Annotated in this window: 15 protein-coding genes; 14 read left to right on the plus strand and 1 reads right to left on the minus strand. The window is 69.1% G+C overall.

What is annotated here, in order from left to right; genetic code table 11:
• The 6 genes from AB0B57_RS04995 (at position 1) to AB0B57_RS05020 (ending at position 6,010) form a co-directional block, all read left to right on the plus strand.
• The gene (locus tag AB0B57_RS04995; RefSeq protein WP_357065204.1) at positions 1 to 981 is read left to right on the plus strand and encodes a sugar ABC transporter permease; all 981 of its coding nucleotides are present in this window, start codon (positions 1 to 3) and stop codon (positions 979 to 981) included.
• Positions 981 to 1,808, plus strand: a complete 828-nt coding sequence (locus AB0B57_RS05000) for a carbohydrate ABC transporter permease (protein ID WP_357065206.1) — start codon at positions 981 to 983, stop codon at positions 1,806 to 1,808. The genes AB0B57_RS04995 and AB0B57_RS05000 overlap by 1 nt, the downstream gene beginning before the upstream one ends.
• A gap of 1 nt (position 1,809) precedes the next feature.
• On the plus strand, positions 1,810 to 3,033 hold the full coding sequence (locus AB0B57_RS05005) for a mandelate racemase/muconate lactonizing enzyme family protein (protein ID WP_357065208.1): 1,224 nt from the start codon (positions 1,810 to 1,812) through the stop codon (positions 3,031 to 3,033).
• A 109-nt stretch (positions 3,034 to 3,142) separates the two neighbouring features.
• Positions 3,143 to 4,168 (plus strand): alcohol dehydrogenase catalytic domain-containing protein, encoded by a 1,026-nt coding sequence (locus AB0B57_RS05010; RefSeq protein WP_357065210.1) that lies wholly within the window; start codon positions 3,143 to 3,145, stop codon positions 4,166 to 4,168.
• Positions 4,165 to 4,926 carry a 2-dehydro-3-deoxy-D-gluconate 5-dehydrogenase KduD gene (gene kduD / locus AB0B57_RS05015; RefSeq protein ID WP_357065212.1) on the plus strand — a complete coding sequence of 254 codons (762 nt, stop codon included), beginning with the start codon at positions 4,165 to 4,167 and terminating at the stop codon, positions 4,924 to 4,926. Before AB0B57_RS05010 ends, kduD begins: the two co-directional genes overlap by 4 nt.
• A gap of 82 nt (positions 4,927 to 5,008) precedes the next feature.
• Complete coding sequence (locus tag AB0B57_RS05020) at positions 5,009 to 6,010, plus strand: aldo/keto reductase (protein WP_357065214.1); 1,002 nt, start codon at positions 5,009 to 5,011, stop codon at positions 6,008 to 6,010.
• An 89-nt stretch (positions 6,011 to 6,099) separates the two neighbouring features.
• Here the strand turns inward: AB0B57_RS05020 and AB0B57_RS05025 are convergent, their stop codons facing one another.
• Positions 6,100 to 9,648, minus strand: coding sequence for a ThuA domain-containing protein (locus tag AB0B57_RS05025; RefSeq protein ID WP_357065216.1), 3,549 nt, complete (start codon positions 9,646 to 9,648; stop codon positions 6,100 to 6,102).
• A gap of 522 nt (positions 9,649 to 10,170) precedes the next feature.
• Between AB0B57_RS05025 and AB0B57_RS05030 the strand changes: the two genes are divergently transcribed.
• The 8 genes from AB0B57_RS05030 (at position 10,171) to AB0B57_RS05065 (ending at position 23,409) form a co-directional block, all read left to right on the plus strand.
• Positions 10,171 to 11,682 (plus strand): sugar ABC transporter ATP-binding protein, encoded by a 1,512-nt coding sequence (locus AB0B57_RS05030; RefSeq protein ID WP_357065217.1) that lies wholly within the window; start codon positions 10,171 to 10,173, stop codon positions 11,680 to 11,682.
• A gap of 55 nt (positions 11,683 to 11,737) precedes the next feature.
• Complete coding sequence (locus AB0B57_RS05035) at positions 11,738 to 12,712, plus strand: ABC transporter permease (protein WP_357065219.1); 975 nt, start codon at positions 11,738 to 11,740, stop codon at positions 12,710 to 12,712.
• 2 nt (positions 12,713 to 12,714) lie between these two features.
• On the plus strand, positions 12,715 to 13,698 hold the full coding sequence (locus AB0B57_RS05040) for an ABC transporter permease (protein WP_357065221.1): 984 nt from the start codon (positions 12,715 to 12,717) through the stop codon (positions 13,696 to 13,698).
• Between the two features lie 25 nt (positions 13,699 to 13,723).
• The gene (locus AB0B57_RS05045; RefSeq protein ID WP_357065584.1) at positions 13,724 to 14,896 is read left to right on the plus strand and encodes a substrate-binding domain-containing protein; all 1,173 of its coding nucleotides are present in this window, start codon (positions 13,724 to 13,726) and stop codon (positions 14,894 to 14,896) included.
• Positions 14,897 to 14,903: 7 nt separating this feature from the next.
• Positions 14,904 to 15,755 (plus strand): sugar phosphate isomerase/epimerase family protein, encoded by an 852-nt coding sequence (locus AB0B57_RS05050; protein WP_357065222.1) that lies wholly within the window; start codon positions 14,904 to 14,906, stop codon positions 15,753 to 15,755.
• A 49-nt stretch (positions 15,756 to 15,804) separates the two neighbouring features.
• Entirely contained in the window at positions 15,805 to 18,201 is a 2,397-nt protein-coding gene (locus AB0B57_RS05055; protein ID WP_357065223.1) for an RICIN domain-containing protein, read from the plus strand.
• A gap of 263 nt (positions 18,202 to 18,464) precedes the next feature.
• Positions 18,465 to 20,798: a glycoside hydrolase 43 family protein gene (locus AB0B57_RS05060; protein ID WP_357065225.1), complete on the plus strand. Its 2,334-nt coding sequence runs from the start codon at positions 18,465 to 18,467 to the stop codon at positions 20,796 to 20,798.
• Positions 20,799 to 20,988: 190 nt separating this feature from the next.
• Positions 20,989 to 23,409, plus strand: a complete 2,421-nt coding sequence (locus tag AB0B57_RS05065; RefSeq protein WP_357065227.1) for a family 43 glycosylhydrolase — start codon at positions 20,989 to 20,991, stop codon at positions 23,407 to 23,409.
• The last annotated feature ends 7 nt before the right edge of the window (positions 23,410 to 23,416 follow it).

The raw sequence follows: 23,416 nt of genomic DNA on the forward strand, positions 1-23,416 counted from the left end.
GTGTCGATTGGAAACACAGAACCGTCGGTCCGTCTGGCTCAGGCCGGACGGGCCGGCGGGGCGGCGCCCAACTCCGCCGGGCATCGGCATGGGGCACAGCCTCGTCGCTCCCGTGGCGGGCTGCGGGCCGAGCGCCTCGCCCCCTACATCCTGGTCGCTCCGGCCGTCCTGATCATCGTGGTGCTGCGGCTCTATCCGCTGCTCCTCGGCGTCAACTTCTCCTTCACCGGCGACGGTGCGCAGAACGGGACGGCTGTCGGGTTCGGCAACTACCGCGAGCTGTTCCACGATCCACTGTTCCGGACGGCGCTGAGCAACGTCGGGTTGCTGGTGCTGTTGCTCCCGGTGGCGGTGGCCATCCCCGGCCTGCTCGCGACGTTCATCTACCTGCGGGTGCCTGGCCACCGCTTCTACCGCAGCGTCTACTTCTTTCCCGCGGTGCTCTCGCCGGTCATCGTCGGCGCGATCTTCAACCTGCTGCTCGCCTTCGACGGCCCCCTCAACGCCATCCTCGGGTCGGTCGGCATCAGCCCGGTGGACTGGCTCGGTGACCCGGACCTGGCGATGTTCATCGTGGTGGGCGTGCACATCTGGGCCACCTTCGGGATGGCGCTCGTGGTGTTCCTCGCCGGCTTCGCCACCCTGGACCCCGCGCTCCTGGACGCCGCCCGGGTGGACGGCGCCTCGCTCCGCCAGGTGGTCTGGCACGTGATCATCCCAAGCCTCTCGCGCACCATCCAGTTCGTCTTCGTGACGACGATGATCGGGATGCTGACCTCGATGTTCGGGCTGCTCTTCGTGATGACCAGCGGCGGGCCGGAGGGTTCGACCTACCTGCCGGAGTACTACATCTGGATCCAGCAGGGCCAGATGAACCGACCCGCGCTCGCATCGGCCGCCTCGACGATCCTCTTCATCATCATGCTCGTGGTGGGGCTGTTGCAGATCAAGCTGCTCGAACGATCCGGAAAGGAGGATTGATGTCTCGGGTCCGTCTGGGATGGTGGTTTATCGCCCTCCCCATGTCACTGCTCGCGCTGGCGACGATCTACCCACTGCTCTTCACCGCCAACGTCGCGATGAAGACCCGCCGTGACTACATCCTCGACCGGTTCTCCCTCACCGACGCCCTGCGCTGGGAGAACATCAGCACGGCGTGGAACAGCGTCGGCATGGGCCGATACTTCGTCAACTCGCTGCTCGTGGTGACGGTGTCGGTGATCGTGCTGCTGCTGCTCGGGTCGATGGCCGGCTTCGCGCTGAGTCAACTGCGGTTCCGTGGCTCGTCGGCGTTGTTCCTGGGTTGCCTCGCGGGGCTCTTCATCCCGTTCCAGGTGATCATGGTGCCGCTGTCGCGGATCATGGCCGACACGGCGCTCATCGACACGTACCCCGGTCTGATCCTCGTCTACGTGGCGCAGTTCCTGCCCTTCACCGTCTTCCTGATGACGAGCTACTACCGGGGCATCCCGTCGGAGATCGTCGACGCCGCCCGGATCGACGGCAACACCGTGTACGGCGTGTACCGCCGGATCATGTTGCCGCTGGGCACCCCGGCACTGCTGTCGGTCGGCATCCTCAACGCCCTGTTCTGCTGGAACGACGTCCTCATGGCGCTGGTGATGATGCCCTCGGCGGATCACCGCACGCTGATGATCGGTGTCACCTCGTTGCGGGGTCAGTACTCCGACAACATCCCCACCTTCGCCTCCGGGGTGCTGATCGCCGCCATTCCCGTCCTGTTGGTTTACCTGTTCCTCCAGCGCCAAATTGCCGACGGTGTAGCCGCCGGTTCCACGAAGGGTTGACATGCGGATCACGGGATATCGGACGCTCTCCACGGTCCAGGAATGGGGGCGGCCCGTCGGCGACGCCAACGGGGTGTTCGCCGACGGGGTGGTTCCGGTCTCGATCGTCATCGTCGACACCGACGAGGGCATCTCGGGAGTCGGCCTCGGGCCGCACGTCGAGATCGAGCGGATCTTCGCAGCCATCGAGGGCGAAGACCCCCGTGCCGTGACAACGCTGTACGACCGCATGCTGCGGCACACCTTCAAGGCCGGTCACGCGGGCCCGGTGTTCGGCACCATCGGCGCACTGGACACCGCACTCTGGGACATCAAGGCGCAGGCGGCCGGCGAGCCGCTGTGGCGGCTGCTGGGCGGACGGGACCGGCGGGTCAACGCCTACGCCTCCGGCCTGGACATCGGGCTCACCGACGACGAACTCGTCGCGGAGTACGAGGTCTACGCCAGCCACGGCCTGCGCGCCGCCAAGCTCAAGGGCGGTCTCGACATCGATCGCGACCGGCACCGCCTGACCCTGGTCAGGGACGTCCTGACCGAGGCCGGGCACGGTCGGCGACCGGGTCTGATGCTCGACGTCAACGAGGCCTGGACCCGCAAGCAGGCCGTGCGGCACGTCGGCGACCTCGAACGCACCCTCGACCTCATCTGGATCGAGGAGCCCGTCCGACGCTGGGACGCCGAGGGCCTCGCCGTCGTCAGCCGGGGCGTCAGCGCGTCGGTCGCCACCGGCGAGAACCTCACCGGGCTCGAACAGTACCGTCCGCTGCTCGCCGCCGGCGCGGTCGACGTCGTCCAGATGGCCGCCGTCTGGGGGGTCACCCACTTCCTGCGGGCGTCCGCCCTGGCGCACGCGTACGACCTGCCGGTCAGCCCGATCGGCAACAGCCCGATCGGCCTGTTGCACGCCGCGACCTCGGTGCCGAACCACCTGACCAGCGAGCTGCAGGACCTGCATCCACCGGTCGGCGTCTCCGTCGACCTGCACGTCGAGGACGGCGCGTTCATCCTCGGCGACGCACCCGGGCTGGGTGTCCGGGTCGACGAGGAGCAGATCCGAGCGGCCAACCACCGCCCGCAGGTGCAGACCGCCGAGAGCCCCAACGTTCGGCCGGAGCGGGCCGGCCGACGGCTGCTGGGCGGAATCGACGGGGTGGTCCCCGCCCGCCAGGTGCCGGTCGTGCCACTGAACTCCCGTACTGAGGTGTCGCCCACCGCACGGCACTGAGCTGACCGCCAGAAACAGAGAGAGAACGTGGGTGCACCGCCACCGCGGTGCACCCACGACCATGTCCGGTCGCCACGCCCGACGTGCCGACCGGCGAGATGGAGGATCGATGAAGGCAGTCGTCTACCGGGGGGCGCGAGACCTCGGAATCGAGGATCGCGACCCGGTGCCGCCGGGTCCGGGCCAGGTGCGGATCGAGGTGGCGTACACCGGGATCTGCGGCACCGACCTGCACATCTACCACGGAGACATGGACGCGCGGGTCGGTGACTCCGCGATCATCGGGCACGAGATGTCCGGCCGGATCGCAGCCGTCGGGCCGGACACCACCGGCTGGAGCGTCGGCCAGCCCGTCACCGTGCTGCCGACCCGGCCCTGCGGAAAGTGCCCTGCCTGCCAGCGTGGGCACTCCCACGTCTGCCACGCCATGAACTTCCTCGGCATCGACTCGCCGGGTGCCATGCAGTCCTACTGGACCGTACCGGCGGACCTGGTCCTGCCGCTCCCCGAGGACCTGCCGCTCGACCACGCGGCGCTCGTCGAGCCGGTCGCGGTCGCCGTGCACGACGTCCGCCGGGCGAACGTGACCGCCGACGACCAGGTGGTCGTGGTCGGCGGTGGCCCGGTGGGGACGCTGATCGCCGTCGTCGCGCGGGGCTGCGGCGCGCGGGTGCTCCTCGTCGAACCGGACCCGTTCCGACGCGAGGTGGCGGAGGGGATCGGGATCGAGGCCGTCGACCCGGGCGCGACAGACGTCGTGGCACTCGTCAACGAACGCACCAACGGCGCGGGCGCCGACATCGCCTTCGAGGTGTCCGGCTCCGCCGGCGGCGTCACCACGGCGGTCGACGTTCTCACCACCCGAGGCCGACTGGTGATGGTGGCGATCCACCCCCGGCCCCGGGAGGTCAACCTGCACCGGTTCTTCTGGCGTGAGCTGGAACTCCTCGGCGCCCGGTTGTACCAGCGTGACGACATGGTGGAGGCGATCCGGTTGGTCGCCTCGGGCGCCATTCCGGCGCAACAGCTCATCTCCCGGGTGGAGCCGGTCGAGGCGGCCTCGGCCGCCTTCACCGCACTCGAGGGTGGCGGCGTGATGAAGGTGCTGCTCGATCTGCGGGAGGGTAACAAGTGACGGCCCTGTTCGACCTGTCCGGACGCGTCGCCGTGGTGACCGGCGCCCGGCGTGGTATCGGCCTCGCCATGGCCGAGGCCCTGGCGCTGGCCGGCGCCGACATCGTGGGCGTCTCCGCCCATCTCGAATCGGATGGCAGCGAGGTGGAACGCCGGGTACGGGCCGCCGGCCGGCAGTTCACCGGGCTGCGTGCCGATCTCGGCGACCGGGCGGCCGTCCACCAACTGGCCCGGGATCTCACCGCTCTCGGGCCGATCGACATCCTGGTGAACAACGGCGGCACGATCGCCCGCACACCGGCCGCCGAGCACCCGGACGAGATGTGGGACCACGTGATCGAGGTGAATCTGAGCAGTCAGTTCATCCTGAGCCGGGAGATCGGCCGGACGATGGTCGAGCGTGGCCGAGGGAAGATCATTTTCACTGCCTCGCTGTTGAGCTTCCAGGGCGGCATCACCGTCCCCGGCTACGCCGCGTCGAAGTCGGGCGTCGCCGGGCTCACCAAGGCTCTGGCGAACGAGTGGGCGGCCCGCGGGGTGAACGTCAACGCCATCGCCCCCGGCTACATCGCCACCGACAACACCCAGGCGCTGCGCGACGACCCCGATCGCAACGAGGCGATCCTCGCCCGAATTCCGGCTGGCCGCTGGGGTCGTGCCGACGACCTCGGCGGCGCCACGGTGTTCCTGGCGTCGTCGGCATCGGACTACGTCAACGGGGTCGTGCTGCCCGTCGACGGCGGCTGGATGGGCCGATGACGGGGCGGCCGGTGCCCCCGGTGGGCGTCGTCGGCGGCCGTCCGGGCAGGCTCGTCCGCCGCGTACCCGGGCTGGAGGCGTCATGACGGCCCGAGCGCTCCCGCGTCGCCCGGACGTGCGTCTCACCGAGCTGGGCTTCGGCGCGGCCCAGGGCGGCAACCTGTACCGGGGGACGTCGGACGAGGAGTTCGCCTCGGCTGTCGACGCGGCGTGGGAGGCGGGCGTCCGGTACTACGACACCGCGCCGCACTACGGCCTCGGGCTGTCCGAGCGACGCCTCGGCGCCGCGCTGCGTCAACGGCCACGCGACGAGTACGTGGTGTCGACGAAGGTCGGGCGGATCCTGGTGCCGTCACCCGAGAACGCACACCTGCGCGACTCCGACGGGTTCGACGTCCCCGCCAGCCATCGGCGGGTGTGGGACTTCAGCCGCGACGGCGTCCTCCGCTCGATCGAGGCCAGCCTCGACCGCAGCGGACTGGACCGGATCGACATCGTCTACCTGCACGACCCGGACGACCACTGGGAGCAGGCCGCACACGAGGCCGTGCCCGCCCTGGTCGACCTGCGCGACCAGGGCGTCGTGGGTGCCATCGGTGCCGGCATGAACCAGTCGGCGATGCTGACGCGGTTCGTGCGGGAGACCGACGTCGACGTCATGATGTGCGCCGGGCGGTACACCCTGCTGGAGCAGGGCGCGGCCGACGACCTGCTGCCCGCCGCCGACAACCGCGGGGTGGGCATCGTCATCGCGGGCGTCTACAACTCGGGGCTGCTGTCGCGGGACCAGCCGCCGGCCGATGCCGTCTACAACTACCAGCAGGCCCCGCCGGAGCTGATCGAGCGGGCGCGGCGGATCGCGGCGGTCTGCGAGACGTACGGGGTGACCCTGCCGCAGGCGGCACTCGCCTTCGTCCGTCGGCATCCCGCCGTGGTGTCGACGGTGGTCGGCGTCCGCACCGAGGCACAGATGGTCGAGACGGTACGACGGTCCGAGGCCGTCGTACCGGAGGATCTGTGGGACGCCCTGGCCGCGGCCGGGCTGCTCGCCGCGCTGCCCGGCCCGGACTCCCGGTCCAGCTGAGCTGACAACGACGTCCCGGCCGGGACCGGCTCCGATTCTCGGACACCGGTCCCGACCGGGACGTCATTTGTTACCGCTTCAGCCGCAGGTCAGACCGCGGTGAACCGCCACTGCTGGTTGGCCGCGCTGTGGCAGGTCCACTGCAACAGTCGGGCGCCGTCGGTGGTGGCCGCGCCGTTGACGTCGACGCAGAGGCCGCTCAGCACACTCTTCACCGTGTACACGCCGGAGGTGCCCGTCGCGGTGGCGGTGAACTTCTGCTGGTTGCCGTTGTTGCAGGTGGCCTGCTGGAGGAAGGCACCCGCCGCGGTCGAACTGCCGACCACCTCGACGCACTTGCCGCTGTGCACCGCCTTGAGGTAGAGCGCGCCGTTACCGGCGTCGACGGCCTGCCACCTCTGGTTGTTGGCACCGGTGGACGACCACTGGGTGATCTGGGCGCCGTCGGCGGTGGAGACACCGCTGACGTCCATCAGCTTGTTGCTGTGCTGCGCCGTGACCGTGTAGGTCTTGCCCGCCAGGCCACCGCCGGTGCCGGTGCCGGGTGTCCCGACGCCGTTCCCGCCGAAGGTGTGCGAGTCCAGATCGAACGAGTTGCTGCTGTTCTTGAACACCATGTAGAGCGTCTGTGTCCCGCTGGAGGCGGCGACGCTCACCGGAGTCGTGGACTGGTAGTTGTCCCAGCCGCCCGTATTGGGCACCGTGGTGGTGGCCAACAGGGTGCCGGTCGGCGAGCCGGCGCGCAGCTCGATCGAACCGCCGCCGGAGGGCGAGGACACCCGGTAACTGACCGTCGAGATGCCCGACAGGTTCATCGGGCTGAACGCGATCCAGTCGTTGGTGGAGATGTCACCGACGCGCTTGGTGCTCTCCGCCGCGGCCTGGTCGACGACCCGGATCCCCGACTGGCTGCTGAAGTACTCGGACTGCTTGTGCTTCGGTTGCAGGATCGCCTGTGCGGTGCCGGTGAGCGGGGACCCGCCCCCCGAGCCGCCGTTGTCGGTGTACCGCGCGTTCAGCACGTAGAACAGGTTGGCGCCATCGGGGTGCCCACCGAGCAGGTCGGTGGAGATGGTGCCCGAGCAGCCCGGGTACTCGGTGGTCTCGTGGGCGTGGTCGTCGTGACCCAGCGCCGGGTTGAGGAACACCTTCGAGCAGTCGACGGTGCCGCCGTCCGGATCGGTGACCGTGATCTGGTACGACACCTTGTCACCGAAGGTCAGCATGCCGCCGTTGCCCGGTGTGGTGATGGTGACCACCGGGGCACTGTTGCCGACGGTGATCGGGACGTTGGCGAAGCCGGTCTTACCGGTGCTGTCGGTGACCTTCAACTGGGCCGTGTAGTTGCCGTTGGCGGTGTACGTCTTCGACGGGTTGGCCGCCGTGGAGGTGGTGCCGTCGCCGAACGTCCACAGGTAGCTCAGCGTGTTGCCGTCCGGGTCGGTCGTGCCCGCGCTGCTGAACTGGACGGTCAGCGGCGAGGAGCCGCTGGTGGGGGTGCCGGTGGCCTTGACGATCGGGGACCGGCCGCCCTGGATGTAGTCGATCCGGTAGAGCCCGGAGTCGCTGTTGCCGCCGCCGAAGTTGGTGCCCCACTCCAGCAGGTAGAGCGAGCCGTCCTTGCCGAACTCCATGTCCATCGGCTTGTTGAAGTTACCGCCGGGCAGGAACGGGTTGGTGCGGGTCACCGCCGAGGAGGAGTCGAAGTGCACCTCCTTGACGTAGTTGCGGGCCCACTCGTAGAAGAAGTGCACGCCGTCGTAGTAGGGCGGGAACTTCGTCTGGGACGGGTTCGCCGCGTCGTAGCGGTAGACCGGGCCGCCCATCGGGGCCGAGCCGCCCGAGCCGAGCTCCGGGAAGGTCGTCGAGGCGGGGTAGCCATACCAGATGTTGGGCATGACGACCGGCTTCAGGTTGACCAGACCGGTGTTGTTCGGCGAGTTGTTGACAGGCGCCGAGCAGTTGAACTTCGCGCCGACCACGCCGGTGTCCGGGTTGTACGGAGCGTAGGGCTGGTTGTTGCCGTGGCAGAACGGCCAGCCGTAGTTGCCGGGCGTCTTGATCACGTTCAGCTCGACCAGGCCCTCCGGGCCGCGGTTGGTGGTCGGCGGGTTGCGGTCCGGGCCGTAGTCCGCCAGGTAGACCCAGCCGTTGGCGGGGTCGATCGAGAAGCGGAACGGGTTGCGGAAGCCCATCGCGTAGATTTCCGGCTTGGTCTGCGCGGTGCCCTGGGGGTAGAGGTTGCCGGTCGGGACGGTGTAGCCGCCGCTGGCTCCGGGGCGGATGCGCAGCAGCTTGCCGCGCAGGTCGTTCGTGTTGCCCGCGCTGCGGGCAGCGTCCAGGTTGGACTTACCCGAGCGCCAGTCCAGCGGGGCGTAGCCCTGCCAGTTGGGGTCGAGGTTCGGGGGCGTGTCGTCACCGGTGCCGATGAAGAGGTTGCCGTCCGGACCGAACTCGATGTAACCGCCGGTGTGGCCGGGCTCCGGGAACGTCCGGTCCCGGTACGCCGGGATGTCGATGATCGTCACGCCGCTGGACATGTTCAGCGTGTCACCGCTGAGCGTGTAGCGGGAGACGCGGTTGACGTCGGTCGAGCTGCTCGCCGGCGAGTGGTACAGGTAGACGTACCCGTTGGTGGCGAAGTTGGGGTCCAGCGCCATGCCGGTGAGGCCGTCCTCGCCGCCGGTGTAGACGCTCAGCGTCCCGGCGGTCACGGTGCTGTTGGTGGACGGCTTGAAGATCTTCAGCTGCCCGCCGCGCTGGGCGTAGAACACCCGTCCGTCGGGGGCCACCGCCATCGCCATCGGGTCGACGGTGTTGTCGTCCAGGGTGCGCTTCTCGAAGTTGCCCCAGACGGTGCCGCCGCAGTCGCCGGGAGCGTTGCCGGCGGCCCACTTGATGCCACCGAGGACGTGGTCGCGGAAGTACGTCTCGCTGTAGGAGGCGATCGCGTGACCCATCGCGGTGGCCCACACCCGTCCGCCGGCGGTGTTGCGACACCAGGAGATCGGGTGGTCCGGGCCCATCGCCCGGGAGCCCGGGTTGTAGGTGCGCTCGTCGGCGGTCACCAGCACGTGCACCTTGCCACGCGGGTTGGAGTCGAAGTTGTACCACTCCTCGCTGCGGTTCCACCGATCCGGCAGACCGGCCGTCGACGGGTGCTGCTTGTCGGCGACGATGGCGGTGCCGGGCAGCACGCCGGGGGAGTGCTCCGGCATGTGGGCGCCGCCGTTGATGGTGTTGTCCCACCACGGGTATTCGGTGTCGATGCCCATGTCGGTGGCGTTGTGGATGGCCACGATGCCCTTGCCGCTGGCGAGGTAGCCCTCCACCGCCTGGCGTTGGGCGGCCGAGGTCCAGACCATGCCGGAGGTCTGGAGCATCACGATGACGTCGAAGGTCGCCAGGTTACTGGCGGTGAAGACGCTCGAGTCCTCGGTCGCCACCACTTCGAAGTTGTTCGCGGCCGCCTGCTGCTGGATCATGGAGATCCCGGCGGGGATCGAGTCGTGCCGGTAACCGGTGGTCTTGCTGAACACCAGGGCGCGGAAGGCCGGGGCGGCCGACGCCGGCGGGGCGAGTCCGAGAGCCAGTAACAGGCCGGCGATCACCGCGATGATCATTGTATTGCGACGCATGCCGTCTCCTAGGTTGGGCGGGCAACTCCGGTTGCGCCCACGCACCCACCAGGCGTCAGGTTGTGCCTGGACGCGTGGGTGGCACGAGTGCGCTGGTCTTTCCTCGTGCCGTTCGCCGAAACGGCAGTCAGACCCGCAGGACATCACGCAGCGTGATGGTGGCTGTGGTGGTCGTCCCGTGGTCCACGAGGTCAGGATGAGCTAGTGATAGATCCGTGTCAATGAATGGGGCGGCGTCCGGCGTCTTGCCCTGGTGACGACGGCCATGTTCGAATTCCTCGCGCACGGCGACGCTGCCGATGGCGTGGCGGCCCTGGCAATCGGCCCCGGACGAGGATTGCGGACCCGCATCCAAACATCTATCTTCATACGTGTGATGTTTCGTCGATGTCAAGGGAATGTTCGCAACATAAAAACGTAAGTCCCCGCGGCCGGCGGCGAAAGTTCGTTTTCCGTGCCACCAACGGGTCGGGTCCGACCTGCTGACCTTGTCGATGACTACTATCTGTGAGGGCTTTCGGGATGTCAGACCCACCACCGGCGCCGTTGCTCACCCTCCGGGGCATCGGTAAGTCCTTCCTCGGGGTGCGCGTCCTCGACGGTGTCGACCTCGATGTCGCGCCGGGCGAGGTGCACGCCGTCGTCGGGGAGAACGGCGCCGGGAAGTCCACTCTCATGAAGATCGTCTCGGGCGGGTACGCCCCGGACGAGGGCACCGTCGAGTTCGCCGGTGAGCCGCGCACGTTCCGTGGACCGCGCGACGCCCAGCGGGTTGGCGTCGGCATCATCCACCAGGAGTTCAACCTGCTGCCGGAGCGCACCGTCGCGGAAAACGTCTACCTGGGGCACGAGCCGGTCCGGCGTGGTCTGGTCGACCGGCGGGCGATGCTCGACAACACCACGCGGTTGCTCGCCTCGATCGGGGAGACCACGTTGCCGGCCGACGCCCGGGTGGGGCAGCTCGGCGTCGCGCAGCAGCAGGTCGTCGAGATCGCCAAGGCGCTCGCCCTGGACGCCCGGCTGCTCATCATGGACGAGCCGACCGCGGCGCTGGCCGACCACGAGGTCGAGCTGCTCTACGGGTTGGTGCGCCGACTCCAGGAACGCGGCATCGGCCTGCTGTACGTCTCGCACCGGCTCGCCGAGGTGTTCGACCTGTCGAGTCGGATCACCGTGCTCAAGGACGGTCGCCGGGTCACCACCGTGGACACCGCGAGCACCACCGGCGACGAGTTGGTGCGGCACATGGTCGGCCGGGAGCTGTCCAGCTACTACCCGGACCGGGCCGCCCCCGAGGACCGAGGTCCGGTGCGGCTCAACCTTCGCGACGTGGGAAACGGGAAGCTGAGTGACATCAACCTCCAGTTGCGCGCCGGCGAGGTGCTCGGCATCGGCGGCCTCCAGGGCTCCGGGCGGTCCGCGCTGGCCCGTGCGATCTTCGGGGTGTCGCCGTTCACGACCGGTGACGTCACGCTCGACGACCGGCCGGTCCGACTGCGCTCACCCCGCACCGCGATGCGGGCCGGCATCGCCTACGTCACCGAGGACCGCAAGGGCGAGGGGATCGTCCCCCGACAGTCGGTGCTCGACAACGCGCTGCTCGCCAGCCGGGCCGTCTTCGCGGCCCGGTCCGGCCGTGCGGCCCGGACCGTTCGGGTGCGCGAGCTGCTCAACGCCGTGGAGGTCCGTGGTGCGGGCGACGACCAGGAGATCCGCTTCCTGTCCGGCGGCAACCAGCAGAAGGTCGTGCTGGCCCGCTGGCTCGCGCTCAACCCGCGGATCCTGCTCTTCGACGAGCCGACCCGCGGTATCGACGTGGGTGCGAAGTCGGCCATCCACGACCTCGTCCGCCGCCTCGCCCGCGACGGCGCGGCCGTGCTGATGATCTCGTCTGATCTCCCGGAGCTGCTGGGCATGAGTGACCGCATCATCGTCATGCGGGACGGCCGTGTCGCGGGCGAGCTGCCCGCCGGCGCGAGCGAGGAAGAGGTCGTCACCCTGGCGGTCGGCGCCGTGCCGGAGGCCGCCCGATGAGCGCGAGGAGTGAGCCGGGTTTGCGAGCCCCGCAGTCGCGAATGGAGATGGCCCAGTGACCGCGCTGTCGCTCCTGCCGGCCCGCCGCGCCGTACCGGGCGTCTTCGTGGCCCTGACCCTCACCCTCGCGATCGGCTGGCTGGTCGTCCTCGTCGACGGTGGCCAGCTCTTCAACCAGTCCACGACGGTGAGTCTGCTGCACGTGGCGGCCGGCCTCGGGCTCGTGGCCGTCGGCCAGACACTTGTCATCCTGGGTGGGTCGCTGGACCTCTCGGTGGCGTACGTGATCAGCCTCAGCACCCTCGTCGCCGCCGAGACGATGAACGGCAGCGACGGTGCGGTGCTGCCGGCGATCGGCCTGGTGCTCGTCGTCAGCGCCGGCGTCGGGCTGCTCAACGGGCTCCTCGTCACCAAACTCCGGGTCAACGCGTTCATCGCGACCCTCGGCGTCGGGCTGTTGCTCAAGGGCTACCTCGACAACGGCTACGACGGACCGGCCGGCACCACCGCGCCGTCGCTCGTGCAAGCGCTCGGCTACCAGCGCATCGGCCCGGTGCCGGTGTCGTTCCTGCTGCTGGTCGCCGTGACCGCGGCGGCCTGGTTCGCGCTCTCGAAGACCCGCTTCGGTCACCACCTGGTGGCCGTCGGCGGCGACCCGGAGGTCGCCCGGCTCTCCGGCGTCCGCAACGACCGGGTCCTCGTCACCGCCCACGTGCTGTGCTCGATGTGTGCCGGGCTCGCCGGCATCTACCTCGCGAGTCGGCTCGGCTCGGGCGCGCCCCGGGTGGGCACCGAGGGCCTCTACGACCTGGAGTCGATCGCCGCCGTGGTGATCGGTGGCACCGCCCTCGCCGGTGGGCGCGGCGGCGTCATCGGCACGGTCGGGGGAGTGCTGCTGCTGGCCAGCATCGACGCGATCTTCAACCAGCTCGAGGTCGACGCGTTCTTCAAGCAGGTGATCCGGGGCGCCATCATCATCGCCGCGGTCGCCGTCTACGCCCGCAGGGCCATGCGAAAGGCGGCTGCCTAGCCATGCAGACCGTTCAGCGTCGTACGCTGCCGCTGCGTCTCCCGCGGGTCCGTCCGGGTGGCCTCCTGCCGATCCTCGCGATCCTCGCGGTGCTGGTGGTGCTCGTCGGCATCCGACAGCCCGACTTCCTCGCCCCGCCGTCGCTGATGTCGTTCCTCGGGCGTTCGGCGCCGATCATCCTGCTCGCCGCCGGCCAGTACTTCGTGATCGTCTCCGGCGAGTTCGATCTCTCCGTCGGCTCCCTGGTCACCGCGCAGGTGGTCGTGGCCGCCCGGCTCATCGACAGCGACCCGACGCGTACCTGGCCCGTGGTGCTGCTCCTGCTCGCCTTCGGGGCACTCGTCGGGTTGGTCAACGGCGTGATCACGACCCGGCTGCGGGTGCCGTCGTTCATCACCACCCTCGGCATGTTCCTGATCCTGGTCGGTGCGGTCTACCTGTGGTCCGACGGTGCTCCGAAGGGTGGGCTGTCCGAGGAGTTCCGGCGGTTCGGTCGGCGGGCCTTCGAGGACGTGCCGGTGCTCGGTCGCGTGCCGTTCGCGCTGCTGGTCCTGGTGGCCTTGGCGGTGGTGGCTGTGCTGCTGATGCGCTCCGACTTCGGCCGCACGCTCGTCGCCGTCGGCGACAATCCGCGCACCGCCGAGCTGAGCGGCGTAAGCGTCTGGCGTACCCGGACGATCGCCTTCATCCTCAGCGGCCTGGCGGCGGCGGTCGCGGCGATCCTGCTGGGCGGCTACAGCGGCGTGTCGTTCCAGGCCGGCGCGGGGCTGGAGTTCGGTGCGATCACCGCGGTCGTGCTCGGTGGCGTCGCGCTGGGCGGGGGTCGCGGCTCGGTCGTCGGCGCGATGCTCGGTGCGCTGACCCTCGAGTTGCTGTTCGCCCTCATGAATTTCTACGGCGTCTCCGGCGCCCTCAGGTCGACCGTCCAGGGCGGGATCATCCTGCTCGCCGTGGCGGTCTCGGCAACGCGTTCTTCGTCGAGATAAAGGGGAATCCATAGTGCGACGTTCCATGGCGGCCTTGGCCGCTGTCACCTTGCTGTCCCTCACCGCCTGTGCCACCGACGAGCCCTCCGCGGGCCCGTCGGGCGGTGCCTCCACCGCCGCCGGGTCGGGCACCGGCGAGCAGTCGAAGTTCTTCGTGCAGGCCGACTACGACGCCGAGCTGGCACTGCTCAGCGCGACCGCGACGGGCCCGGCCGACAAGCCGTGGGAGCAGGTGCTCAACCCGAAGCTGGTGGACACCGCCAAGTTCAAGAAGAAGGGGCCGCACAAGATCTGCTTCTCGAACGCGGCGTTGAACAACCCGTGGCGGCAGGTCGGGTTCAAGACCATGCAGGCCGAGGTGGAGGCGCAGAAGAGCCGCATCAAGGAGTTCGTGCACGTCGACGCCGAGGGCAAGGACCAGAAGCAGATCGCGGACATCAACGACCTGCTCGGCAAGGGCTGCTCCGCGCTCATCGTCTCGCCGAACACCACCGCCACGCTGACCCCGGCCGTCGAGGCGGCCTGCCAGGCGGGTCTGCCGGTGGTCGTCTTCGACCGGGGCGTCAACACGAAGTGCCCGGTGACGTTCATCAACCCCATCGGCGGCTACGGGTTCGGCCACGTCGGCGCCGAGTTCGTCAGCCAGAAGATGAAGCCGGGCGGCAAGGTCCTCGCCCTGCGGATCCTGCCCGGTGTCGACGTCCTGGAGACCCGCTGGTCGGCGGCGAAGGTGGCGTTCGACAAGGCGAAGGTCGACGTCGTGGGGGTCGAGTTCACCGACGGTGACCCGGCCAAGACCAAGAAGATCGTCGACGACTACATCCAGCGGTACGGCACGATCGACGGCGTCTGGATGGACGCCGGAGCGGTGGCCGTCGCGGCGGTCGAGGCGTTCCAGGACGCGGGCAAGCCCGTTCCGCCGATGAACGGCGAGGACCAGCTCGACTTCCTGAAGATCTGGAAGGACAAGAAGCTCACCGCGATCGCGCCGACGTACCCGACCTACCAGTGGCGTACGCCGATCATCGCCGCACTGCGGATCCTCGACGGCGAGCAGGTGTCGAACCCGTGGAAGCTGCCGCAGCCGACCGTCACCCAGGACAACCTGGACACGTATCTCGACGCGGGCATGCCGCCGCTGCACTACGCGATGTGCGGCTGCACCGACCTGCCCGGCTACCCGCAGCGCTGGAAGTAGGGCCCTGATGTACGCCATCGGCGTCAACCCCTGGGTGTGGGCCTCGCCGGTCGACGACGAGGCCCTGTCCGAGCTGATCCCGCGGATCGCCTCGTTCGGCTTCGACGCGGTCGAGTTGCCGATCGAGCAGCCGGGCGACTGGGACCCGGTCCGCACCCGGGACCTGCTGGCCGAGCACGGCCTCGTCGCCGCCGGCGTCTGCGCGGCCTTCTCGCCGGGGCGGGAGCTGGTCGACGCCGCGCCAGCGGTGGTCGAGTCGACGGTGGCGTACCTCAAGGGCTGCGTGGCGAGCGCCGCGGCCGTCGGCGCTGGATGCGTCGGCGGCCCGGTGTACGCCTCGGTCGGCCGCACCTGGCGGATGTCACCGGCGGCTCGCGCGGCCTGCTACGCGGATTTCCGGCGGGCCCTGGCGCCGGTTGCCGAGCAGGCCGGCGAGTTGGGCGTGAGCATTGGTGTCGAGGCGTTGAACCGCTACGAGACGAGCGTCGTCAACACGATCGAGCAGACGGTCGAGTTGATCGACGGGCTCCCGCCGAACGTCGGCATCATGATCGACACGTACCACATGAACATCGAGGAGGCCGACCCCTACGCGGCTCTCGCTGCCGCTGCCCCGCACATCAAGCACGTGCAGGTCAGCGGCAGCAACCGGGGCGCACCCGGTGCGGACCACTTCGACTGGCCCCGCTTCTTCACCGTCCTGCGGGACACCGGTTACCAGGGTGCGATCTGCATCGAGTCGTTCACGGGGGAGAACGAGGCCATCGCGGTCGCCGCGGCGATCTGGCGCCCGTTGGCACCCTCACAGGACCGTCTCGCCACGGACGGCCTGCGCTATCTCCGGAAGATTCTCAGCTGACCACCACGCACCAAGCCCTCCGCCCCTCTCATGTCAGGAGCACCGTCCCGTGTCTGTCTCCCCCATTCCGCCGCTGCGGCGAATGTTGGCCGGCGTCGCCGCGTCAGCGTTGACCGCTGTGGTCGCGGTGGCTGCCGCGGCGTCCCCCGCGCTCGCGGCCACCACCACCCTCTACGCGTCGCCCTCCGGCACCGGCACCAGTTGCTCGGCCAGCGAACCCTGCTCGCTGTCCGCCGCACAGACCGCGGTGCGGGCAGCCAACACCACGATGTCCGGTGACATCGTCGTGGAGTTGGCCGACGGCGCGTACCGGCTGTCGTCGCCGCTGCGGCTGACCGCTGCCGACTCCGGCAACAACGGCTACCAGGTGATCTGGCGGGCGGCCACCGGCGCCCGTCCGACGATCACCGGCGCCCGGGCGGTCACCGGCTGGACGCAGGTTGACGCCGGGAAGAACATCTGGCGGGCCAGCGTTCCCGCCGGGCTCGACTCCCGTCAGCTCTACGTCAACGGGGCAGTCGCCACGCGGGCACGTACCGCCGTGAACCGCGCCGACTTCACCTTCACCACGTCCGGCATGCGGTTCACCAACAGCGCGCTCAACTACCTCAACAACCTCGGCAACCAGAACCGGGTCGAGGTGGAGAGCGTCGGCTCGTTCACCGACCGGTACTCGCCGGTGCAGAGCATCAGCGGCAACTTCCTGACGATGCAGCAGCCGGCGTGGAACAACAACACCTTCGGCTTCGACACGCTGTCCCGTCCGCACCGCGCCGGCCCGTTCTACCTGGCCAACGCGTACGAGTTCCTGGACTCGGCGGGGGAGTGGTATCTCAACCCCAGCAGCGGCCAGCTCAACTACATCCCGCTCGCCGGACAGAACATGAGCTCGGTCAGCGTGGAGCTGCCGCAGTTGCAGTCCCTGGTGAACGTCGGCGGCACCTACGACGCGCCGGCGCACCACATCTCGTTCAGCGGGATCACCTTCACCGGCACCAGCTGGCTCGGCCCGAGCAGCAGCAACGGCTTCGCCGACCAGCAGACCGGCGCGCACATCGTCGGCACCTGGGCCCGTCCGTCCGACGCGCTGACCTCCTGCCAGGAGGGCTGCTCACTGTTCGAGGCCACCCGCCCGAGCTGGGCGCAGATGCCGGCCGCGGTGCAGGTCTCCGCCGCGAACACCATCAGCTTCAGCGACTCCCAGTTCGTCAACCTGGGGCAGACCGCGATCGGCATCGGCAACGACGCCAACGCCCACGCCAGCGGTGTCGGTCTGGGCGTCAACAACATCACCGTCACCCGCTCCGAGATCGCCCGCAACTCCGCCGGTGGCGTCGTGGTCGGCGGCGTGCGGGCCGACGCCCACCACCCCAGTGACCAGCGGATGGTCAACCGCAACGTCACCATCAGCAACAACAAGGTGCACGATCTCGGCCTGGAGTACCGGGGCGTGGTCTCCATCCTGACGACCTACGTGAACACCTCGCTGGTCTCGCACAACGAGGTCTACAACATGCCGTACACCGGCATGTCGATCGGCTACGGCTGGGGCGCCAACGACGCCGGCGGCAGCCAGCACTACGCCAACCGTGGCCTGTACAACTACCAGCCGCGGTACACGACCGCGACCACCGCGGCCAACAACCAGGTCATCGGCAACTACGTGCACGACGTCATGCAGCAGATGACCGACGGCGGGTGCATCTACTCGCTGTCGGCGAACCCGGGCGGATTGATCGCCGAGAACTACTGCCTGCGGACCAACGGCTGGTTCGGGCTCTACTTCGACGAGGGCTCGCGCTACTACACCGCCCGCAACAACGTGTTCTCCTCCACCGGCACCTGGGCAACCGCCAACTACTACTACGCCGAGAACATGGGCAACTTCACGGTCACCAACAACTGGTCGACCAGCAGCGGCACGAACGTGACGAACGGTGACCGCGGCAACGTCGTCAACGGCAACGTCACGGTCAGCAACGGCAACTGGCCGTCCGGCGCGCAGACGGTGATCAACACGGCCGGCGTGCAGAGCGGTGGCAGCACCAACCCGACGAACGTGCAGCTCGTGGGCGTCCAGTCGAATCGCTGCGCCGAGATCGGCAACTCCAGCACGACCAACGGCACGCAGGCCCAGATCTGGGACTGCATCAGCAACGCCACCAACCAGCGGTGGACCCACACCGCGAGCCGGCAGCTCATGATCTACGGCACCAAGTGCCTGGACGCCTCCGGCCAGGGCACCGTGAACGGCACGAAGGTGGTGATCTGGGACTGCAACGGTGGTGTCAACCAGCAGTGGAACATCAACTCCAACGGCACCATCACCGGCGTGCAGTCGGGTCTCTGCCTCGACGCGAACGGCGCCGCGACGGCGAACGGCACCAAGTTGATCCTGTGGGCCTGCAGCGGCGGCGCGAACCAGCGCTGGCAGGTACGCAGCTGACGTAACGAGGGACAGCAACGGATCCGGGCTGGGGTGTTCTCGCCCCGGCCCGGGTCCGCGTGGTGCGTCCTGACCGGCCTGAGGTTACGCGGACACTTCGGGCAGGTTTCATTGATGCTCTTGACAGGCATTGTTAGCGATAACACGATGGCTGCACGCCGCTCTCGCGTCTGGAGTCCACCTTGGTCGTGTCGATCCGCCCGCGAGTTTCCCGCCGCTTCCGCACGCTCGCATCGGTCGCCGTTCTCCTGGGTGCGAGCCTGGTGAGCACACCCTCCGCCGCCCACGCCGCCGAGGGCTGGTCGCCCCGCTCGTCGTACACCTCGACCGACACCGGCGCCGGCACCTACTCGGTGCCGCTGCTCAACGCCGACGTGCCGGACATCAGCGTCGAGCGGGTGCCCGCCGCCGAGAACGACGAGGGCCGCGACACCTACTACATGATCAGCACGACGATGCACCTGAGCCCGGGTGCGCCGATCATGAAGTCGTACGACCTGGTCAACTGGGAGATCGTCAACTACGTCTTCGACCGGGCGAGCATCGGCGACTCGTTCTCGTTGCGCAACGGTCAGAACTCGTACGGTCAGGGTCAGTGGGCGTCGTCGCTGCGCTACCACGACGGCACGTTCTACGTCGCCTTCAACACCAACAACCTCAACGGGGCGTACCTCTACCGCACCGACGACATCGAGAACGGCACGTGGCAGCGCACCGCCCTCGGCCGTGGCCTGCACGACCCGTCGCTCTTCTTCGACGTCGACGGCACGCCGTACATCTTCTACGGCTCCGGCGGCACCAGCGCCGTACGCCTCAACGCCGACCTGACGGCCATCGCACAGGACTATCCGAACATCTTCACGGCGAGCAACTACGCCGGGCAGCCGTTCATCGGCGGCCTGTTCGAGGGCGCGCAGGTCTACCACATCGACGGCTGGTACTACGCCGTCATCATCACCTGGCCGTCCGGGCAGGGCCGCCAGGTCGTGATGTTCCGGTCGAAGGACCTGCTCGGCCGCTACACCTCGGCCGGCGGGGTGAACACCTACGAGGCGCGTGGCGTGCTCAACTCCAACGGCTTCGCCCAGGGCAGCCTGGTGCCGATCAGCCGGGCCGGTGGCGGCACCGACTGGCACGGCATGTTCTTCCGCGACACGTTCCCGATCGGGCGGATCCCGGCGCTCATCCCCGCCACCTGGCAGGACGGGTGGCCGACCTTCGGCACCAACGGGGTCGTGCCGGTCAACGGCGTGTTCGCCAAGCCGATCCAGCTCAGTCCGGCCGAGGAGGTCTTCGAGCGGCAGAAGAGCATCGTCGCCTCGGACGACTTCGCCAACGACGCGCCACACAGGGCGTACCAGGACGAGCAGTGGACGGTGCCGGCGCCGCTGGACCCGGCGGAGATCGCCCCCAACGGGTCGCGGCTGGACCTGGCGTGGGAGTGGAACCACGCACCGGACAACCGGTACTGGTCGCTCACCGACCGGGACGGCTGGCTGCGGTTGACGGCCGGCAAGGTGGTCACCGGCCAGTACGTCTACACGAAGCTGTCCAACCGGGCCGAGTTGGCCTGGTTCGAGGAGGCCCGCAACACGCTCTCGCAGCGGACGTTCGGGCCACGGCAGTCGGTGCAGACCCGGATGGACATCGCCGGAATGAACAACGGCGACGTCGCGGGCCTGGCGGCCTACAACCGCGGCTTCTCGTACGTGGCGGTCAAGCGCGTCGACGGTGTCAACACCCTCGGCGTCGTCAACCGGTCGCAGCCGTTCGCGGTCGACCTCGACCAGTCGACACTGGAGAGTTTCGTGGCGGGCACGACCGTGGCGTTGGGTGACGCGACCGAGGTGCACGTGAAGGCGGACCTCGACTTCGCCTCGCCGGTCGGCCAGTTGTGGACGACGTTCTACTACAGCCTGGACGGGTTGACCTGGACCCGGCTCGGCAACCGCGTCGGCCCGCAGACGCTGGACGGCAGCCTCGCGCACTTCATGGGTCACCGGGTGGGCCTGTTCAACTACGCGACCCAGGAGACCGGCGGGCACGTCGACTTCGACAACTACCTGCTCAGCGACGTGCTGACCGCGCAGGCCCGGCCGCTGGACACCGTCGCCCTCGACGCGGCCATTGCCCACGCGCACACGCTCGACGCGCGCCACTACCCGCCCGACGCCTGGGCTGCGACGCGGTCCGCACTCGCGGCGGCGACGGCGGCACGGGCCGGCCAGTTCGGCACCCAGAACCAGATCGACGCCCCGGAGCGCGCACTCAGCTACCAACTGGCCCGACTCGGCGTGCTCGCGGCACTGCCGGTCACGGCCAGCGCCGAGGTGCGGTGCCTGGCTGGCCGGGCGTACCTGGCGGTGCGGGCGCGCAACGACTCGGACGGGCCGGTCGGGATCACCCTGGAGACCCCGTACGGGAACCGGTCGTTCGCGACCGTGGCGGCGGGGGCGAACGTCTACCAGTCGTTCCCCACGCGTGCGGCGTCGGTGGCGGCCGGCTCGGCGACGGTCCGGGTCACCGGCACTGTCGCCGGCCGGGACGTGACCACCGCGCACTCCGCGCCGCACCCCGGCGCCACCTGCGGCGGATAACCCCACCACGAGCCCCTCGGCTCAGCGACCAGCACCACCGGCGACCGGCCGTGCGGCGCGGAACAGCAAACCTGTTCCGCTCCGCCGGTCGCGGTCGAGCCGGTGGTGGCGGTCGACCCCTGATGTCCGGACCACCCACCGATCCCCCGTACACCGATGACCGCACGTCAGAGATGAAGGAGGACGTTTCGTGGAACAACGAATGCGACGGCCGACCCGAGGACGGGTCGCGGCGCTCGCGACAGTCGGCCTGCTGCTGGCCGCCGGGTTCGGCGCCGGGGCCGCGCCGGTCCAGGCCGCCGACACGAATCTCGTCGTCAACGGCGGGTTCGAGGACGGCCTGGCCAACTGGTTCGTCAACAACGGAAACGCCAGCGACGGCGCCCAGTTGTCGGCCACCTCGGATGCCTACGCCGGGGCGAACGCCGCCCTCGTGACCAGCCGGACGACGACCGGGTCCGGGCCGATGCAGGACCTCAGCGGCAAGGTGCAGGCCGGCCAGGCGTACACCCTGACGGCCCGCATCAAGTACGAGAACGCGAACGGACCGGCCACCAAGCAGTTCTTCGCCACCATGCACTACGGCGGCGGCACCTACACCAACCTCGTCAGCGTGACGGCGACGAAGGGTCAGTGGGCGCAGTTCAACGGCACGTTCACGATCCCGGCGACGCAGACCGTGTCGACGGCGCGCCTGTTCTTCGAGACCCCCTGGACGGCCACCCCGACCACCGACCCGGACCTGCACCTCATGGACTTCAAGCTCGACGACGTGTCGGTGGTCGGCGCCGCGCCGCCCGCACCGGCGTCGAAGACCATCGAGGTCGTCGGCAAGCTGCCCGGGGAGCACAACCCGTTGATCGGGCACAAGTTCGGCGCCGACGGCTTCGGCCTCGTGCACGACGGCCGGGTGTACATGTACATGACGAACGACACCCAGGGCTACGCCCCGAACCCGGCCACGGGCGTCTCGCCCGGGATCAACTACGGCGACATCAACCAGATCACGGTGATCTCCTCGGCGGACCTGGTGAACTGGACCGACCACGGTGAGATCCAGGTCGCCGGCCCGAACGGGGTGGCCCCGTTCACCGCCAACTCGTGGGCTCCGGGCATCGCCAAGAAGGTGGTGAACGGGGTGGAGAAGTTCTTCCTCTACTACGCCAACGGCGGTGGCTCCAGCAACGTGATCACGGGCGCGTCGCCGCTCGGCCCGTGGACCAGCGAGCGTACGAGCACGCTCATCGACGGTCGTACCCCCGGTGCTGAGAACGTCGCGTGGAAGTTCGACCCGGCCCCGTTCGTGGACGACGACGGCCAGCCGTACCTCTACTTCGGTGGTGGCCCCGCGTCGACGAGCATGCCGCCGGCCGAGCGCTTCAACAACCCGAAGAACATCCGGGCCATCGAACTCGACGACACCATGGTCGCGACCCAGGGCACGGCCGCGGTGGTCGACGCCCCGGTGGCCTTCGAGGCGGGTCACGTCTTCAAGCGGCAGGGAAAGTACTACTTCTCGTACTCGTCGCACTTCGGCGGGAACGACTTCGGTGGCAGCCAGCAGCCGCTCCCCGGCTACCCCGGTGGTGGCCAGATCGGCTACCTGATCTCCGACAACCCGATGTCGTGGCCGAAGGAGACCTACGCCGGCGTGCTCTTCCCGAACCAGTCGCAGTTCTTTGGGGCCGGCACCGGCGGCAACAACCACCAGTCGGTCTTCGAGTTCGAGGGCAAGCACTACTTCACCTACCACGCGCCGACGTTGAACAAGCGCATCAACGGCAACACCACCCAGGGGTACCGCAGCCCGCACATCCAGGAACTTGCCTTCAACCCGGACGGCACGATCCAGCAGATCGTCGGCACCTACGCCGGCGTGAACCAGGTCCGCGACTTCGACCCGTACCGCGTCTTCGAGGCCGAGACCTTCGGCTGGAGCAAGGGCGTCGCGACCACGAAGATCGACGGCGGCTCCGCCCAGTTCGGCGGCGCGGCACCGAACCTGGTGGTCCGCGACATCGACAACGGCGATTGGACGGCGTTGTCGTCGGTGAACTTCGGCGACAACGGCGCGCGGAGCGTGACGGCGAGGGTGCGGGCGCTCGCCGCTGGCGGGCAGATCCAGGTACGGCTGGACTCCGCCACCGGTCCGGTCGTCGGCACGGCCGCCGTCGACACGCCCGTCGGCCAGTGGTCCGAGGTGACCGCCGAGCTTGCCGGCGTCAGCGGCGTGCACGACGTCTACTTCACCTACACCGGTCCGGCCGGTGTCGACCTCTTCGAGATCGACACCTGGGCCTTCCAGGCGGCCACCCTGGAGCTGCCCGTCACGGTCACCGCGTCGGCGCGGTGCGTGGGCGGCAAGGTCTACGTGGCGGTGCAGGCGCGCAACGACCATGGCGCGCCGGTGGGGATCGCGCTGGAGACCGCGTACGGCGAGCGCTCGTTCGCGGCCGTCGCGCCGGGCGCGAACGCCTACCAGTCGTTCAACACGCGCGCCGTCTCGGTGCCGGCGGGTTCGGCGACGGTCCGGGTGACCGGGGCGATCGGTGGACAGGACGTGACGACCGTCCGCACCGTGCAACACCCCGCCGGCACCTGTGGCGGATAACCCCTTT

Origin of the sequence: Micromonospora sp. NPDC049101 (genome assembly GCF_040648675.1) — a bacterium.
Classification (GTDB): domain Bacteria; phylum Actinomycetota; class Actinomycetes; order Mycobacteriales; family Micromonosporaceae; genus Micromonospora.

Coding starts and splice junctions, on each gene's coding strand:
- AB0B57_RS05045 (WP_357065584.1), top strand. CDS start 13,724: ATGGCGGCCTTGGCCGCTGTCACCTTGCTGTCCCTCACCGCCTGTGCC.
- AB0B57_RS05000 (WP_357065206.1), top strand. CDS start 981: ATGTCTCGGGTCCGTCTGGGATGGTGGTTTATCGCCCTCCCCATGTCA.
- AB0B57_RS05020 (WP_357065214.1), top strand. CDS start 5,009: ATGACGGCCCGAGCGCTCCCGCGTCGCCCGGACGTGCGTCTCACCGAG.
- AB0B57_RS05025 (WP_357065216.1), bottom strand. CDS start 9,648: ATGCGTCGCAATACAATGATCATCGCGGTGATCGCCGGCCTGTTACTG.
- AB0B57_RS05005 (WP_357065208.1), top strand. CDS start 1,810: ATGCGGATCACGGGATATCGGACGCTCTCCACGGTCCAGGAATGGGGG.
- AB0B57_RS05040 (WP_357065221.1), top strand. CDS start 12,715: ATGCAGACCGTTCAGCGTCGTACGCTGCCGCTGCGTCTCCCGCGGGTC.
- AB0B57_RS05050 (WP_357065222.1), top strand. CDS start 14,904: ATGTACGCCATCGGCGTCAACCCCTGGGTGTGGGCCTCGCCGGTCGAC.
- AB0B57_RS05010 (WP_357065210.1), top strand. CDS start 3,143: ATGAAGGCAGTCGTCTACCGGGGGGCGCGAGACCTCGGAATCGAGGAT.
- AB0B57_RS05030 (WP_357065217.1), top strand. CDS start 10,171: ATGTCAGACCCACCACCGGCGCCGTTGCTCACCCTCCGGGGCATCGGT.